This is a genomic window from Streptomyces sp. YS-3, assembly GCF_045257485.1.
Lineage (GTDB): Bacteria > Actinomycetota > Actinomycetes > Streptomycetales > Streptomycetaceae > Streptomyces.
The window spans coordinates 1-13,855 of record NZ_JBJHPC010000137.1; the positions used below are offsets into that span (position 1 = coordinate 1).

The 13,855-nt window shown below is 74.0% G+C and carries 17 protein-coding genes and 1 pseudogene; 8 read left to right on the forward strand and 10 right to left on the reverse strand.

The window, feature by feature from the left end; all coding sequences use genetic code 11:
* The 5 genes from ACJA3G_RS14215 to ACJA3G_RS14235 form a co-directional block, all read right to left on the reverse strand.
* A partial coding sequence (locus ACJA3G_RS14215; RefSeq protein ID WP_406553322.1) for a VIT family protein occupies positions 1-653 on the reverse strand: 653 nt, incomplete at its 3' end.
* Positions 654-678: 25 nt separating this feature from the next.
* On the reverse strand, positions 679-1,908 hold the full coding sequence (locus tag ACJA3G_RS14220; RefSeq protein ID WP_406553323.1) for an amidohydrolase family protein: 1,230 nt from the start codon (positions 1,906-1,908) through the stop codon (positions 679-681).
* On the reverse strand, positions 1,905-3,218 hold the full coding sequence (locus ACJA3G_RS14225; RefSeq protein WP_406553324.1) for an amidohydrolase family protein: 1,314 nt from the start codon (positions 3,216-3,218) through the stop codon (positions 1,905-1,907). Before ACJA3G_RS14225 ends, ACJA3G_RS14220 begins: the two co-directional genes overlap by 4 nt.
* A gap of 18 nt (positions 3,219-3,236) precedes the next feature.
* Complete coding sequence (locus ACJA3G_RS14230) at positions 3,237-4,121, reverse strand: SDR family NAD(P)-dependent oxidoreductase (RefSeq protein ID WP_406553325.1); 885 nt, start codon at positions 4,119-4,121, stop codon at positions 3,237-3,239.
* Positions 4,121-4,918 (reverse strand): acetoacetate decarboxylase family protein, encoded by a 798-nt coding sequence (locus tag ACJA3G_RS14235; RefSeq protein ID WP_406553326.1) that lies wholly within the window; start codon positions 4,916-4,918, stop codon positions 4,121-4,123. The genes ACJA3G_RS14230 and ACJA3G_RS14235 overlap by 1 nt, the downstream gene beginning before the upstream one ends.
* Before the next feature lie 121 nt (positions 4,919-5,039).
* On the opposite strand from ACJA3G_RS14235, the gene ACJA3G_RS14240 reads away from it, so the two are divergent.
* The 7 genes from ACJA3G_RS14240 (at position 5,040) to ACJA3G_RS14270 (ending at position 11,080) form a co-directional block, all read left to right on the forward strand.
* Complete coding sequence (locus ACJA3G_RS14240; RefSeq protein WP_406553327.1) at positions 5,040-5,663, forward strand: TetR/AcrR family transcriptional regulator; 624 nt, start codon at positions 5,040-5,042, stop codon at positions 5,661-5,663.
* Positions 5,664-5,703: 40 nt separating this feature from the next.
* Complete coding sequence (locus tag ACJA3G_RS14245) at positions 5,704-6,690, forward strand: DEDDh family exonuclease (RefSeq protein ID WP_406553328.1); 987 nt, start codon at positions 5,704-5,706, stop codon at positions 6,688-6,690.
* Between the two features lie 53 nt (positions 6,691-6,743).
* On the forward strand, positions 6,744-6,977 hold the full coding sequence (locus ACJA3G_RS14250) for a hypothetical protein (protein WP_406553329.1): 234 nt from the start codon (positions 6,744-6,746) through the stop codon (positions 6,975-6,977).
* Between the two features lie 56 nt (positions 6,978-7,033).
* Positions 7,034-7,825 (forward strand): SURF1 family protein, encoded by a 792-nt coding sequence (locus ACJA3G_RS14255; RefSeq protein ID WP_406553330.1) that lies wholly within the window; start codon positions 7,034-7,036, stop codon positions 7,823-7,825.
* Positions 7,826-7,931: 106 nt separating this feature from the next.
* The gene (locus tag ACJA3G_RS14260; protein WP_406553331.1) at positions 7,932-9,713 is read left to right on the forward strand and encodes a glycoside hydrolase family 15 protein; all 1,782 of its coding nucleotides are present in this window, start codon (positions 7,932-7,934) and stop codon (positions 9,711-9,713) included.
* A gap of 4 nt (positions 9,714-9,717) precedes the next feature.
* Positions 9,718-10,473 (forward strand): SDR family oxidoreductase, encoded by a 756-nt coding sequence (locus ACJA3G_RS14265; RefSeq protein WP_406553332.1) that lies wholly within the window; start codon positions 9,718-9,720, stop codon positions 10,471-10,473.
* A 49-nt stretch (positions 10,474-10,522) separates the two neighbouring features.
* Positions 10,523-11,080: a tetratricopeptide repeat protein gene (locus ACJA3G_RS14270; protein WP_406553333.1), complete on the forward strand. Its 558-nt coding sequence runs from the start codon at positions 10,523-10,525 to the stop codon at positions 11,078-11,080.
* On the opposite strand, the gene amaP is transcribed toward ACJA3G_RS14270, so the two are convergent.
* From amaP to ACJA3G_RS14295, 5 genes are read right to left on the reverse strand one after another with little or no spacing between them, the layout of a single operon-like run.
* Positions 11,052-11,630 carry an alkaline shock response membrane anchor protein AmaP gene (gene amaP / locus ACJA3G_RS14275; protein ID WP_406553334.1) on the reverse strand — a complete coding sequence of 193 codons (579 nt, stop codon included), beginning with the start codon at positions 11,628-11,630 and terminating at the stop codon, positions 11,052-11,054. The two genes, ACJA3G_RS14270 and amaP, sit on opposite strands and share 29 nt — an antisense overlap.
* 3 nt (positions 11,631-11,633) lie before the next feature.
* Positions 11,634-12,353 (reverse strand): DUF6286 domain-containing protein, encoded by a 720-nt coding sequence (locus tag ACJA3G_RS14280; protein ID WP_406553335.1) that lies wholly within the window; start codon positions 12,351-12,353, stop codon positions 11,634-11,636.
* Complete coding sequence (locus tag ACJA3G_RS14285; RefSeq protein WP_406553336.1) at positions 12,350-12,757, reverse strand: hypothetical protein; 408 nt, start codon at positions 12,755-12,757, stop codon at positions 12,350-12,352. Before ACJA3G_RS14285 ends, ACJA3G_RS14280 begins: the two co-directional genes overlap by 4 nt.
* A 9-nt stretch (positions 12,758-12,766) precedes the next feature.
* Positions 12,767-12,958, reverse strand: a complete 192-nt coding sequence (locus ACJA3G_RS14290; protein WP_358831983.1) for a hypothetical protein — start codon at positions 12,956-12,958, stop codon at positions 12,767-12,769.
* Positions 12,959-13,007: 49 nt separating this feature from the next.
* A complete protein-coding gene (locus tag ACJA3G_RS14295; RefSeq protein ID WP_406553337.1) occupies positions 13,008-13,514 on the reverse strand; it encodes an Asp23/Gls24 family envelope stress response protein in 507 nt (168 codons plus the stop codon).
* A gap of 94 nt (positions 13,515-13,608) precedes the next feature.
* Here ACJA3G_RS14295 and ACJA3G_RS14300 point away from each other — a divergent pair.
* Positions 13,609-13,855: pseudogene (locus ACJA3G_RS14300) on the forward strand (nucleopolyhedrovirus P10 family protein); the annotation flags it as partial.

Sequence of the window (13,855 nt, forward strand, 5' to 3'; positions counted from 1 at the left end):
CCTGGGCTCCGCACCGCCGCCCCCGCCGGTGCGGAGCCCAGGCGGGCGCTCCACCAGCCCGTCAGGGTCAGGGCGGCCAGGACCGAGCCGACCGTCACGTACAGGCGGACCGGGGGCGGGGGCAGGACGATGGCCAGGAGCGGGAGCAGCGCGCCGGCCGTGAAGGCCAGGAAGCTGGCGCCCGCCGCGTGCCAGGGGTTGGCCAGTTCGTCGGGGTCGATGCCCAGCTCCACGCGCGCGTGGGCGCGCAGGGCATCGCGCTCGGTGAGCTGCTCCGCCGCCTCCCGCGCCAGCTCCGGGCTCAGGCCACGGTCCTCCAACAGGCCGGTCAGCTCGTCGAGTTCGGCCTCCGGCTCCTCCCTCAGCTCGCGCCGCTCCATCGCCAGCGCGGCCTTCTCGGAGTCGCGCTGGGTGGACACGGAGACGTACTCGCCCGCCGCCATCGACATCGAGCCCGCGAGCAGGCCCGCGAGGCCCGCCGTCAGCAGGGCGGAGCGGTCGTCCGTCGCGCCGGCCACGCCGACGACGAGGCCCGCCGTGGACACGATGCCGTCGTTGGCGCCCAGGACCGCCGCCCGCAGCCAGTTCAGACGCGTTCCGAGGCCGCCCCGGTGGGCCTCGTCGTGGCCCTCGGCCGTCTCCGCTTCCGTCATGCGGCGAAGGGTCTCACCCCCCGCCTCACCACACCCGTACCGACCCGCCCCGTGCGAACACCGGGCTCGTCGCGTCCGCCGGGATCTCCTTCAGCGGCTCGGCGATCTCCTCGACGGTCGGGCCCACCTCCGCCGCGATCGGGTCCAGGAGCGACAGGTCGAAGCCGTAGACGCGGGCCGCGTTGCCGCCCACCATCGCGGCCACCTCCTCGGGCGGCAGTCCGGCGTAGGCGATCCGCAGGCCCTCGCGGGAGTACGGGGTGGTGCCCTCGTCGTGCGGGTAGTCGCTGCCCCACATGATCTTGTCGAGGCCGATCCGGTCGCGCAGGGGCACCTCGTGGGGGCGCATGAAGCTGGCGCCGACGTAACAGTTCTCGCGCCAGACGCGGCTGGGGCCCCTGCCCATGGACTCGGCCAGGCCCGCACCGAACTTGGACTCCGCGGTGGCCGCCCGGGTCGCCGCCGAGACCAGGCGCTCGTGGTAGTAGTCGAGCATGTCGATCACTCCGGGGATCCAGCCGGAGCCCTGCTCGGTGAGGATCAGCTGCAGCGCCGGGTGGCGGCGGAAGGCGCCGCCGAAGATGAGGTGCCACAGCGCGCGGTGCGAGAACCAGGTCGTCTCGACCATGAAGACGGCCCGGGCCGCGGGCTCCTCCCCCAGCGGCGGCGAGGCGGAGCCGCCGTGGTGGTTGACCGGTACGCCGAGGTCCGCGCAGGCCGCCCAGATCGGGTCGTACACCTCCGAGTACAGCTCGGGCAGGCCCGAGCCGGGCGGGGCGCCCGGGAGCAGAATGCCGCCGGTCAGGCCCGCCTCCTTCGTCCGGTGGACCTCCGCAACCGCCGCGTCGACGTCGCCCAGCAGGATCTGCGCGACGCCCGCCCGGCGGCCCGGCGCCAGCGCGCAGAAGTCGGCCAGCCAGCGGTTGTGCGCCCGCAGCCCGGCCCAGCGCTGCTCCAGCTCCTCCCGGGTGGGCGCGGGTGCCAGCAGGGAGGCGGAGGGAAAGAACGGCGGGATGGTGTTGGGGAACACCACCTCCGCGACGATCCCGTCCGCCGCCAGCTCGGCCAGTCGGCGCGCGGAGTTCCAGTTGCGGTCGGCGGTGTCGGCGAGCAGGTCCTCGTACGGGTTGACGTAGGTGGCGGCCCAGGCGTCGAAGTCGTCGTGGTACCGCTTCTCCAGGTACGGCTTGTAGTCGAGGAGGTCGGCGCCCGCGTGGCAGTCGGCCGAGACGACCGTGTAGCGGTCGGCGTTCATGACACCCCCAGGGCCGGGAAGTCGTGGTCGGTCAGCCAGTGGCGCCCCACCTCCCGCGAGCGCGCCCAGGACGCCTCGACGGCCGACTGGTCCTCGCTCTGGCCGAGTTCGGCCGGGGTCGGGCCGATGCGGCGGGCCAGCGGGGCCAGCTTCGCGGTGTCGAAGCCGAAGACCTCCGCCGCCGCGAGGCCCAGCATCCGGCGCGTCTCGCTGACGGGGATGTCGTGGAACGTCCTGCGCAGCCACTCCCGGGTGTGCGGCCAGGTGCCTTCGGGGTGCGGGAAGTCGGAGCCCCAGAGGATGTTGTCGACGCCGATCTCGTAGCGCTGGGCCAGTTCGCGCCGCTTGGTGTTGGTGGCGCAGACGAAGACCTGGCGGTCCAGGTACTCGCTGGGCGGGCGCTTGAGTTCGGCGAACGGCGAGAGTTTCTTGCCGCCGTGCGCGCCCAGATAGAGCCGGTCCATGAACCACAGCAGGTTCGGCAGCCACCAGCAGCCCGACTCCGCCACCCCGAAGCGCAGCCCGGGGTGGCGCTCGAAGACGCCGGACCAGAGCAGGAACCACAGCGGCCGGGCGGGCCACCAGGTGACCTCGCTGACGTAGATGCCGAGGTGGTCGCCGTACTCGTGGCGGGGCGCGGCGCCGGAGTGGGTGAGGACCGGCATCGCGGTCTCGGCGGCTGCCGCCCAGACGGGGTCGTAACGGCGGTCGTGGTAGGGGGCCTTGTCCACCCACATCGAGGGGATCATCAGCGCGCCGAGCCCGGACTCCCTGGCCCGGTGGATCTCCGCGACCACCCGGTCGACGTCTCCCGTCACCGGCAGCAGGGCCACCCCGCAGTGCCGTGCCGCGTTGTCGGCGTCGCCGCCGACGAACTCGGCGAGCCAGCGGTTGTGCGCCTGCGCGCCGGCCATGCCGAGGTCGGGGTCCTGGTCGCCGGAGAGGCCGAGACCGACACCGAAGGGGGCGGCGGTGCGGCTGTCGACGGCGTCCGCGTCGGGGAAGACGACCTCGGCGGCCACCCCGTCCCCGTCGAGCTCCTTGAGCCGGCGGGCGGCGTCCCATCCGCCCTGGAGGCCCTCCTCGTTGTCGGCGAACCACTTCTCGGCGAAGGCCTCGTTGCGGACGCCGAGCCGGGTCATCTCCTCGCGGCGGCGCTCGCGCCCGTCGAGGAAGTCGTCGAAGTCCCGGTGGAAGCGGGAGTCGAGGTAGGGCCGGTACCGCTCGGTGGGGAGCCCGGCGTGGCAGTCGGAGGAGATGATCAGGTACGGGTCGTGGTGCTCGCCTTCGGGTGTGCTGTTCTGCGGCATGGCGGATTCCTCTGTCCCTCAGTCCAGGATGAAGCTCTCCAGGTACGACGGGGCGGACCGGTCCAGCATCGATCGCGCCCTCGCCCTGATCTGCCGGTCGCTGTGCTCGCTCGGCGGGAGCATCCAGAAGCGGTCGGCCGCGATGCCGTCGACGACCGCCTCGGCGACCTCCTCGACCGGGGTGAACGCGACCTCGTGCCCGGCCTCCCGCATCGCCGCCTCCCACTGGCCGAGGCTGCGGTAGGGCGCCCTGCGCGGGCGCTCCTTGGCGTACCGGGCGGGGCGGTTGCGGTGTGACTCCCACAGTCCGGTGCGCAGCATGTGCGGGCCGGGGAAGAGCACGGACGCGCCCACGCGCGCGTGCTCGGCCTTCAGATGCGCGTACAGCGACTCGGTCATGGTGACGACGGCGGCCTTGGTGACCGCGTACACGGAGGCGGTGGGCAGCGGCGCGATCCCGCCGTCGGCGGAGGAGGTGTTGACGACGTGGCCGGGCTCGCCGGAGGCGATCATGCGGGGGACGAACGCCTGGATGCCGTGGAAGACGCCCCACACATTGACGGCGAAGGCCCACTTCCAGTCGTTGACCTCGTGCTCCCACATCCGTCCCTCGGCGCCCGAGCCGACGCCCGCGTTGTTGCACAGGACGTGGACGGCGCCGAACGTGTCGTACGCCGCGTCCGCGAGCTCCTGGACGGACGCGCGTTCGGAGACGTCGACCACGCGCGCGTGGACCCGTGCCCCCTCCGCGCGCAGCTCCCCGGCCGCCTTCTCCAGGGCCGCCTCCTCGACGTCCGCGAGGACCACCCGCAGCCCCTCGGCGGCGAACCGGCGGGCCAGCGCGAGCCCGATCCCGCTCGCCGCGCCGGTGACGACGGCGACCTGTCCCTCGGCGAGGCGCATCACACGCTCCCCGCGGGCGGTCCGTCGAGGATCTGCGCCGGGTCGTCGTAGCGCTGGTGGATGTACGGCAACAGGTCGCGCGCGCTGACCCGTTCCGCCACCCGGCCCCGCTGGTCGGTGGTCTTCTCACCGATCGTGATCTCCACGAGGCGGCGCACGGGCAGGTCCGCGACCGGGTCGTACATGGACTCGCGCAGCACCACGTCGCCGGTGATCCGCTCCAGTCTGCGGACCTTCTCGTTGCGTACGCAGTGCACCAGCACCGGGTCCGCGTCGAAGCCCTCGCCGTCCACGGCGGGCAGGAACTTGAAGTAGAAGTCGACCTTCTCCGCCGGCTCCGGCAGCGGCAGCGCCCGGTCGACCGCGCCGCGCACCTCCACGAAGGCGATGCCGTGCCGGGCGAGAGCGGCCCGTACGACCAGGCCGTCGCGCTCGACGGTGACCTCGCCGAGCTTCTTCGGCTCGCCGAACACCTCCCGGCCGCCGATCAGCGCCCGCTCCTGGGTCATCGGCATCACCAGCGGATACCAGCCGGGCTGCCCGTCGTGCACGGCCGAGACCGCCACCGAGCCCGCGCCGAGCGGATGGCCGGGCAGGTCGACCCGGCTGATGTTGGCCCGTACGAGTGAATCCCCGGCGGGCTTGAGCGGCGGCGGCAGCACGGCCGCCACCGCGTCGGGGTCGCTCTCCCAGACGGCCACCACCCCGGTGGACCAGATGTCGGGGAGACGTGAGCTCGCGGTGCGCGCGGCCCGGATCTCGTCCTCGGTCCGCGCGCCGTACCGTACGCGTGCCATGGCGTACCACCCTTCCTGGGTCGTGCCTCGCAGTGCGGTCCCCCGGGTCTGTAACACAGTTACACCGAGCCCGATGAAGGGTAAAGAGCCGTGCGGGAACCGGAGTTGGGAGGCGCGGGCCATGACGCGTACGTCTCTGAGCCGTGAGGAGATCCTGGTGGCGGCCGGGGCCCTGGTCAGACAGCACGGCCCGGCCGCCCTGACCATGCGCAAGCTGGCCGCGGAGCTCGGCACCGCGGTCACCTCGATCTACTGGCACGTCGGCAACCGCGAGTCGCTGCTCGACGCGCTCGTCGAGCGGACCGTGCGGGAGCTGGGCGAGATCCGGCCACGCGGGCGCACCCCGGCCGCCCGGATCGTCTCGGTCGCCACGGCGCTGCGCCGGGAGCTGCGCGCGCGCCCCCATCTGATCGCGCTGGTCCACGAACGCGGCCTGACCGAGCGGATGTTCCTCCCCGCCCAGCAGGCGCTGGTCCACGAGGTCCACACGGCCGGGCTGCGCGGGACCTCGGCCGCGCGGGTGGTGCGGGCCGTCCAGTTCCAGGTCGTCGGCCATGTCCTGGTCGAGCGCTACCGCGAACGCGCCCCGGTCCAGCACCCCGGCGAGGAGGAGCTCTGGCACACCGCGCCCGCCGGGCAGGACCCGGAGCTCGCCCGCGCGCTGGCCCGGCCGCCGGACGCGGAGCGGCTGTTCGCCGCGTCGGTGCGGGCGCTCGTGGACGGCCTGCTCGCACAGCCGCGTTGACGGGCGCCGGTCGGACTGTCAGTGCGGACCCGTATTCTCTGTGACCATGCTCGACGACCGTACGACAGCAGCAGCCACGTGGCCGGCCGCCTACCCGCAGGGGTACGCGGTCGTCGACGTGGAGACCACCGGCCTCGCCCGCGACGACCGGATAATCTCTGCCGCCGTCTACCGCCTGGACGCCCAGGGCAATGTCGAGGACCACTGGTACACGCTGGTGAACCCCGAGCGCGATCCGGGTCCGGTGTGGATCCACGGCCTGACCACCGACGTCCTCGCGGGCGCCCCGCTCTTCCCGGACATCGCCGGGGAGTTCGCCGAGCGGCTGGACGGGCGGGTCCTGGTCGCGCACAACGCGATCTTCGACTGGCAGATGATCGCGCGGGAGTACGCACGGGCGAAGAGCGCGGCGCCGGTGCGTCAGCGGCTGTGCACCATCGCGCTCTCCAAGGAGCTGGCGCTGCCGCTGCCCAACCACAAACTGGAGTCGCTGGCCGCGCACTACGGAGTGGTGCAGCAGCGCGCGCACCACGCGCTGGACGACGCGCGCGTGCTGGCCGAGGCGTTCCGCCCGAGCCTGCACCAGGCGGCGCGGGTGGGGGCGCGGCTGCCGCTGCTCGAATGCCGCCCGCTCACCGAGTGGTCGGACGGGCCGGCCACCCCGCGCATCGGCTACCAGGCGACGGGGCCGTACGGACGGAGTTCGAGCTGGCGGCCCGCGCGCAAGCGGCCGGCGTGCCCGTACCCCAACCCCGGCCGCTATGAAGCGGACAAACCACTCAAGCAGGGCATGCGGGTGGCGTTCTCCGGGGACACCTCCATCGACCGCGACCTCCTGGAGGACCGCGCGACCGAGGCCGGGCTGCACGTGGCGAGCAGCGTCTCGCGGCTCACCAGCCTGCTGGTCACCAACGACCCGGACTCGGCGACCTCCAAGACCGTCAAGGCGAAGGCGTTCGGCACCCCGGTCATCGACGAGGCGGCCTTCACCCAGCTGCTGCGGGACGTGGCTCCGGCAGACGGGTGACAGCCGGGCGTGCCGCCCGGCGTTACGGCGCGGCGCGCTCCACCCTGTGGCGCATGGCACGTTGCGAGGTCTGCGGGAACGACTACGGGATGTCCTTCGAGGTGCACGCGCAGGGCGCGGTGCACGTCTTCGACTGCTTCTCGTGCGCCATCCACCGCATGGCGCCCATCTGCGAACACTGCCGGGTCCAGATCATCGGCCAGGGCGTCGAGGTCGAGGGGCGCTGGTACTGCGGCGGGCACTGCGCCCGAGCGGAGGGCCAGGTGGGCATCGTCGACAAGGTCTGACCCGCGTACCCCGACCCCCGTGAGAACACCCCGCGCCGGAGTTGTACCGTCGTGGGGTGTACCGCTTCCTGTTGTCCCGGCAGTGGGTGCTCGTCACCCTCCTCGCCCTCGTCCTCATCCCCACGATGATCGAGCTGGGCTTCTGGCAGCTGCACCGCCACCAGCACCGCGTGGCCCAGAACACCGTCATCGCGGACAACCTGAAGGCGAAGCCGGTCCCGGTGACCGAGCTCACCTCCCCCGGCCACACCGTCCCGCACGCCCAGTACTGGCGCCGGGTCACCGCCACCGGCACCTACGACGCCGCCCACGAGGTCGTGGTGCGCCGCCGCACCGCCGCCGACGGCCGGGTCGGCTACCACGTCCTCACCCCGTTCGTCCTCGACGCCGGGCCCACCGTGCTGATCAACCGCGGCTGGGTGGCGGACAACGGCAGCCAGACGGAGTTCCCGCGCATCCCGGCCCCGCCCAGGGGCGAGGTCACGGTCACCGGACGGCTGATGGCCSACCAGACGACCGCGGCCAGCGGCATCAAGGACGTCAAGGGCCTGCCGCCCCGCCAGGTGATGCTGATCAGCAGCGCCCAGCAGCAGAAGGCGCTCGGCCGCCCGGTCCTGGGCGGCTACATCGAGCAGACCGCGCCCGAGCCCCCCGACAACTCCCCCGAGCTGATCCCGGCCCCGGACCACTCCTCCATCGGGCCGCACATGGCGTACGCCGTCCAGTGGTGGCTGTTCACCGCCGGGGTCCCGGTCGGCTGGGTGATCCTGGTCCGCCGCGAGAAGCGCGACCGGGCCGAGGCCGCGGCGAAGGGCGAGACGGCCGCGCCCGCGCCCGCGGCGGCCTGACGCGCGCGCCGTCGCGCCCCCGTCCGCGTCTGTCGGAAGCGTCCGGCCGTACGGAGTGACGTACCTGGCTGATTGACAATTCCACCGGGCGGGAACACGCCAGAGCGTGACGCGACGCATCCAACGCATCGAGGACTACGCCCTCATCGGCGACCTCCAGACCGCCGCCCTCGTCGGCCGGGACGGCTCCATCGACTGGCTGTGCCTGCCGCGCTTCGACTCCGCGGCCTGTTTCGCGGCGCTGCTGGGCGACGACGACAACGGCCACTGGCGGATCGCCCCGGCGGGTGCCGGGGACTGCACGCGCCGCGCCTACCTCGACGACTCGCTCGTACTGGAGTCGGTCTGGGAGACCCGTAGCGGGACGGTACGCATCCTCGACTTCATGCCCCAGCGCGACACCGCGCCCGATGTCGTACGGATCGTCGAGGGGATCAGCGGCAGCGTAGAGATGAGCTCCGTGCTGCGGCTGCGGTTCGACTACGGCCGGGTGGTGCCGTGGGTGCGCCGCGCCGACGGCCACCGGGTCGCGGTCGCCGGGCCCGACTCGGTGTGGCTGCGCACCGACCCCCAGGTCAAGACCTGGGGGCAGCAGCTCAGCACCCGCTCCTCGTTCACCGTCGGCGCCGGTGAGAAGGTCGCGATGGTGCTGACCTGGCACCCCTCGCACGAGCCCCGCCCGTCGATAATCGATCCGTACGAGGCGCTGGAGCAGAGCCTTGAGGACTGGCGCGAATGGGCCGGCAAGTGCCGCGCCTCCGGTCCCTACCGGGACGCCGTCGTCCGCTCCCTGATCACCCTCAAGGCCCTCACCTACGCGCCGACCGGTGGCATCGTCGCCGCCCCCACCACCTCGCTCCCCGAGGAGATCGGGGGCGTACGCAACTGGGACTACCGCTACTGCTGGCTGCGCGACTCGACGCTGACGCTGGACGCGCTGGTCTCGGCCGGCTACCTCGAAGAGGCGGCGGCCTGGCGCGACTGGCTGCTGCGCGCGGTCGCGGGCGACCCGGCCGACCTCCAGATCATGTACGGCCTCGGCGGCGAGCGGCGCCTGCCGGAGATCGAGCTGCCCTGGCTCAAGGGCCACCTGGACTCCGCGCCGGTCCGGATCGGCAACGCCGCCGTCAAACAGCTCCAGCTCGACGTGTACGGCGAGGTCATCGACTCCCTCCATCTGGCCCGCACCTCCGGCATGGCCGCCAAACGGCACACCTGGAACGTCGAACTCAGCCTGCTCGGCTTCCTGGAGGCCCGCTGGCGCGAGCCGGACGAGGGGCTGTGGGAGGTGCGCGGGGAGCGCCGCCACTTCGTGCACTCCAAGGTGATGGCGTGGGTGGCCGCGGACCGCGCGGTCAAGGCCCTGGAGTCGGACCCGTCCCGGCGCGGGGACGCGGAGCGCTGGCGGCGGATGCGGGACGAGGTGCACCGGGAGGTGTGCGAGAAGGGGTTCGACGCCGAGCGGAACACCTTCACCCAGGCGTACGGGTCCGCGGAGCTGGACGCGGCAACCCTGCTCATCCCCCGGGTCGGCTTCCTGCCGGGCGACGACCCGCGGGTGATCGGCACGGTCGACGCGGTCCGCGCCGAGCTGGGCCACGACGGCTTCGTACGCCGCTACACCACCGAGGGCACCACGGTCGACGGGCTCCCCGGCGACGAGGGCACCTTCCTGGTCTGCTCGTTCTGGCTGGCCGACGCGCTGCGGCTGACCGGCCGCGAGAAGGAGGCGCGGGAGCTGTTCGACCGGCTCCTCGGGCTCCGCAACGACGTGGGGCTCCTCGCCGAGGAGTACGACCCGGCGGCCGGCCGGCAGCTGGGCAACTTCCCGCAGGCCTTCAGCCACATCGGACTGGTGGCGACCGCGATGGGGCTGGAGGCAGGATAGGCGCATGGATCTTGGACTGAAGGACCGCGTCTACGTCGTCACCGGCGCCTCCCGGGGCCTCGGCCTCGCCGCCGCGCGGGCGCTCACCGCCGACGGCGCGAAGACGGTGGTCAGCGGACGCGACGAGAAGGCGGTGACCGCGGCGGCCGGGGAGCTGGGCCCGAACGCGCTGGGCGCGGCCGTCGACAACGCCGACCCCGCCGCCGCCTCCCGCCTGATCGCCACCGCCCGCGAACGGTTCGGCCGCTTCGACGGCGTGCTGATCAGCGTGGGCGGACCGCCGCCGGGCTTCGTCGCCGACAACACCGACGAGCAGTGGCGCGCCGCCTTCGAGTCGGTGTTCCTGGGCGCGGTGCGGATGGCGCGCACGGCGGCGGAGGAGCTGGACGAGGGCGGGGTGATCGGCTTCGTCCTGTCGGGCTCGGTCCACGAACCCATCCCCGGCCTGACCGTCTCCAACGGCCTGCGCCCTGGCCTCGCGGGCTTCGCCAAGTCCCTCGCGGACGAACTGGGCCCGCGCGGCATCCGCGTGGTCGGGCTGCTCCCGTCCCGTATCGACACCGACCGGGTGCGCGAGCTGGACGCGCTCTCCGGCGACGCGGAGGCCGCCCGTACGGCCAACGAGTCCCGGATTCCGCTGCGCCGCTACGGCACCCCCGAGGAGTTCGGCCGCACGGCCGCGTTCCTGCTCTCGCCCGCCGCGTCGTATCTGACGGGAGTGATGCTGCCGGTGGACGGCGGGGCCCGGCACGGGTTCTGAGACCGGCCGGCCACTGGCGCCCGGCTCCGCGAGGCGGTAGGAACGCCTCATGGCGGAGCCGGAGTTCACCGCCCGGTACGACGAGGTGCTGGCCGCCTCGGCGGACGTCCTCGCCCTGGCCGAGTGGCTGGCCGCCGCCCGGCCCGGCATCTACCTGCAGGACCTCGCCGAGGCGCTCGCCGGCCACGCCGCCCTGCTCGCCCACGCCGGGCGGTACGAGGAGGCGCTCGGGCCCGCCGAGCGGTCGGTGGCCGTCCACCGCGAGCTGGCGGCCGTACGCCCCGAAGCCCACCGCGAACCCCCGGCCGCCGCGCTCGCCGCCCTGGCCTCGGTGCTGGGCGCGCTGGAGCGGTACGGGGCCGCGCGGGAGGCCGCCGAGGAGAGCGTGGCGCTCTACGCCCGGCTGGCCCGGGAGGACCCCGCCGCCCACCGCCCGGCGCTGGCCGCCGGGTTGAGCACCCTCGCCGCGCTCCTCGACACCATGGGCGAGCGGCGCGCCGCGCGCCGGGTGTCGGGACGGGCGGCGCGGGTCCGGCGAAGGCTGGAGCGGGACCGGGGCGGTCCGCTGTGGTCCGGGGTCAGGTCACCCGGTGGGCCCGGTGCTTGACCGCGCGCATCCGGACCTCGGCCGGCAGGGCCGCGAGACCCGCCGAGTCGCGGGCGTGGGCCAGGGACTCCGCGGTGAGACGGGAGAGGGCTTCGGCGGGGGCCGCGTGGGGCTCCAGGAGCAGCGCCACCCGGGCCGCGGGCGTGGTGCGGCGGCCGTGCAGGGTCGCCTGGGCGCGGGCCACGCCCGGCAGCGCCTCCGCCTCGCCCGCGAGCACCGTCTCCAGGGCGCGGCCCCGCAGCAGCGCGCCCTCGCCGTCGCCCGAGTCCACCAGGACCTCGGCCAGCCGTGCCCGGCGCATCTGGGCGAGCAGCCACCACAGGGTGAGCAGGAGCAGGACGGCCAGCGCCGCGATCACCGTCGGCCACCACCAGCCGTGGTCGTGCCAGCGCTCCCGGCGGGCCCGGTCGAGCAGGACGTCGTCGGTGTCCGTCCACGGCCACCACGACGGGACCGGCAGACCGGCCCCGGCCGCGAGGACCGCGCCGCCCACCGCCGTCAGGGCCAGCCCGGCGAGGCCGATCAGCACCCGGTTCACCGTCCTGAGCATGGGTCACCTCTTCCTGGCGGCACGGCCCACATGTACGGAGAGTCCGGGCTGTCCGGCGAGCCCGAGCTCCTTGATACCCGCGCCGAGCGCGGCGTCCAGGTCGGCCCGTACGTCGTCGAGCTCGCGGAAGTGCGAGACGGCCCGTACGGCGACCTTGGCGCGGCCCGTCCTGACCCGCACCGACTGCACGCCCGGGACCTCCATCGCCCGGTCCCGCAGCACCAGCGCGGCGGCGGAGCGGTCGAGCCCGGCGCGCACCCCGGACGAGGTGCGCCGCATCGGGAGTACGTCCCGCAGCCCCGGTGTCAGCGCCAGCACGACCAGCCAGAGGCCGAGGACCACCGCGACCCCGGCGCCGATGAGCACCACCACGTCGTCCACGGTGTGCCGGGCCAGCCAGTGCGCGAGCTCGCGGCGCCAGCGCATCGCGGGGCGGTCCGCGCGGACGGCCGCGATGTCGTACAGCAGGAGCCCGGACACCGCCAGGACGACCAGGGCCACCAGCGTGGCGGGGACCCGCCGCGCGGACCAGAAGCGCCCGGCCCGGCCGCCCCCGTCCTCGGCGAGGACCGGTACGGGGTCGTAGGCGGCGGACGACCGCGACTGGTCGAGCCCGCCCTCGCCCGTTCCCGGGGTCTTCTCCATGACGACGGGCAGCGGCCGGGTGGCGCCGTCGTCACCGCCGTACGCGTCGTCCCGTCCCGGCCCGCCGGTCTCGCTCATGCGATCCTCCCCCGGTCACCCGTACCGGTGTGCGCCGCGTGCAGGCGCTCGATCTGCACCGCCACCTCGGGCACCTCCATGCCCGCCAACGCCCTTACCCGCTCGGCCACCTGCCGACGCACCGCGCCGCACTGGGCGCCGAGGTCGGAGGGGTAGCCGAGCTCCAGGCTGACCCGGACCCGGGCCACCTCCTGGTGCACCGTGACCGCCGCGTGGGGCGCGCTGCCGCCTTCAGGGGGCGCGCCCAGCGCCTCGCGCGCCGCCTGTGCGGCGATCTTCGCCACCACCCGGTCGGCGATCCGTGTCGCCCCGCGCTCGGCGGGCGCGATACGAGCCGGGGGCGTGGCCCGCGCGGGCGCGCCGGAGCCGGCGGAGCCCGGCGACGCCGTCGACGACACCGTCATCGGAGCGCGTCACCTCAGCCGGTCGCCGCGGTCCCGGGGACGGAAGAAGTCCCCGGGTTCGAGATCGCCCTCCAGGAACCTGCCCACCACGAACCCGATCGCGCCCAACGCCGCGACCAGCAGGAACGCCCCGAATCCGCCGAAGTATCCGGCGAAGCCGAGCGCCATGCCGGCCACCAGTCCGATCACCGCCATGCTCATTCTGAGCTCCTCAGTCGCTTCTCGTCGGGGCCGGGCCGCACCGGGGGTCTCACTGGAGCCGCGGCTCCGGCTCGTCCTCTTCCTCGTCCGGCAGTTTCACGTCACTCACCGCGATGTTGACCTCGACGACCTCAAGACCGGTCATCCGCTCCACGGCCGCGATCACGTTCTCCCGTACGGCACGGGCCACATCCGAGATCGACACGCCGTAATCGACGACGATCTCGATGTCGAGTGCCGTCTGGACCTCTCCGACCTCGGCCTTCACCCCGCGCGCCACCGCGGCCTTGCCGCCGCCCGGCACCCGGTCGCGCACCGCGCCGAACGTACGGGACAGCCCGCTGCCCATCGCGTGCACACCGTCGACCTCGCGGGCCGCGAGCCCCGCGATCTTCTCCACCACGCCGTCGGCGATGGTGGTGCGCCCGCGCGTGCCGGGGTCGCCACCGCCGCGCCTGGCCGGGGAACTCTTTCTCGTCCCGCCGATCCCGCCCTCGGCCTCCCGGTCACCCGGGCCGGACATTTCGGGGCGGCTGCTTCCCATGGTGTCGCTCATGGCGTTCATCCCTTTCGGCTTTCCCCCTCCCCTCAGTTGCCCACACTAAGCGCGGTTGCCCCGTCTCGCGCCCGGGATGCGGCAGGGTGGAGCAATGACCCCAGACGCATGGAGCACGGAGGTACGCCGCCGACTCGCCCTGGGCAGGCTGCTGCCGCTCGGGGACGCGGCGGACGGCGCGTGGGTGACGGAACGGGCGGCCGGGGCGGTGCTGCGGGCGGCCTGCGCGCCGGTGCCGGGCGTGGCCGTGACGTCCCTGCGCCTGTCCCTGGCGGACCCGGCGGCGGCCGGCGTCCCGGTGGTCGCGCCGCCGCCGGGTCCGCCAGGGACAGGCGCAGGGA

Bases quoted from the DNA above. Each gene is read 5' to 3' on its own strand.
- ACJA3G_RS14220 (WP_406553323.1), bottom strand. From the start codon at position 1,908: ATGAACGCCGACCGCTACACGGTCGTCTCGGCCGACTGCCACGCGGGC.
- amaP (WP_406553334.1), bottom strand. From the start codon at position 11,630: ATGCTCAGGACGGTGAACCGGGTGCTGATCGGCCTCGCCGGGCTGGCC.
- ACJA3G_RS14240 (WP_406553327.1), top strand. From the start codon at position 5,040: ATGACGCGTACGTCTCTGAGCCGTGAGGAGATCCTGGTGGCGGCCGGG.
- ACJA3G_RS14280 (WP_406553335.1), bottom strand. From the start codon at position 12,353: ATGAGCGAGACCGGCGGGCCGGGACGGGACGACGCGTACGGCGGTGAC.
- ACJA3G_RS14225 (WP_406553324.1), bottom strand. From the start codon at position 3,218: ATGCCGCAGAACAGCACACCCGAAGGCGAGCACCACGACCCGTACCTG.
- ACJA3G_RS14285 (WP_406553336.1), bottom strand. From the start codon at position 12,757: ATGACGGTGTCGTCGACGGCGTCGCCGGGCTCCGCCGGCTCCGGCGCG.
- ACJA3G_RS14230 (WP_406553325.1), bottom strand. From the start codon at position 4,121: ATGCGCCTCGCCGAGGGACAGGTCGCCGTCGTCACCGGCGCGGCGAGC.
- ACJA3G_RS14290 (WP_358831983.1), bottom strand. From the start codon at position 12,958: ATGAGCATGGCGGTGATCGGACTGGTGGCCGGCATGGCGCTCGGCTTC.
- ACJA3G_RS14295 (WP_406553337.1), bottom strand. From the start codon at position 13,514: ATGAGCGACACCATGGGAAGCAGCCGCCCCGAAATGTCCGGCCCGGGT.
- ACJA3G_RS14250 (WP_406553329.1), top strand. From the start codon at position 6,744: ATGGCACGTTGCGAGGTCTGCGGGAACGACTACGGGATGTCCTTCGAG.
- ACJA3G_RS14235 (WP_406553326.1), bottom strand. From the start codon at position 4,918: ATGGCACGCGTACGGTACGGCGCGCGGACCGAGGACGAGATCCGGGCC.
- ACJA3G_RS14265 (WP_406553332.1), top strand. From the start codon at position 9,718: ATGGATCTTGGACTGAAGGACCGCGTCTACGTCGTCACCGGCGCCTCC.
- ACJA3G_RS14270 (WP_406553333.1), top strand. From the start codon at position 10,523: ATGGCGGAGCCGGAGTTCACCGCCCGGTACGACGAGGTGCTGGCCGCC.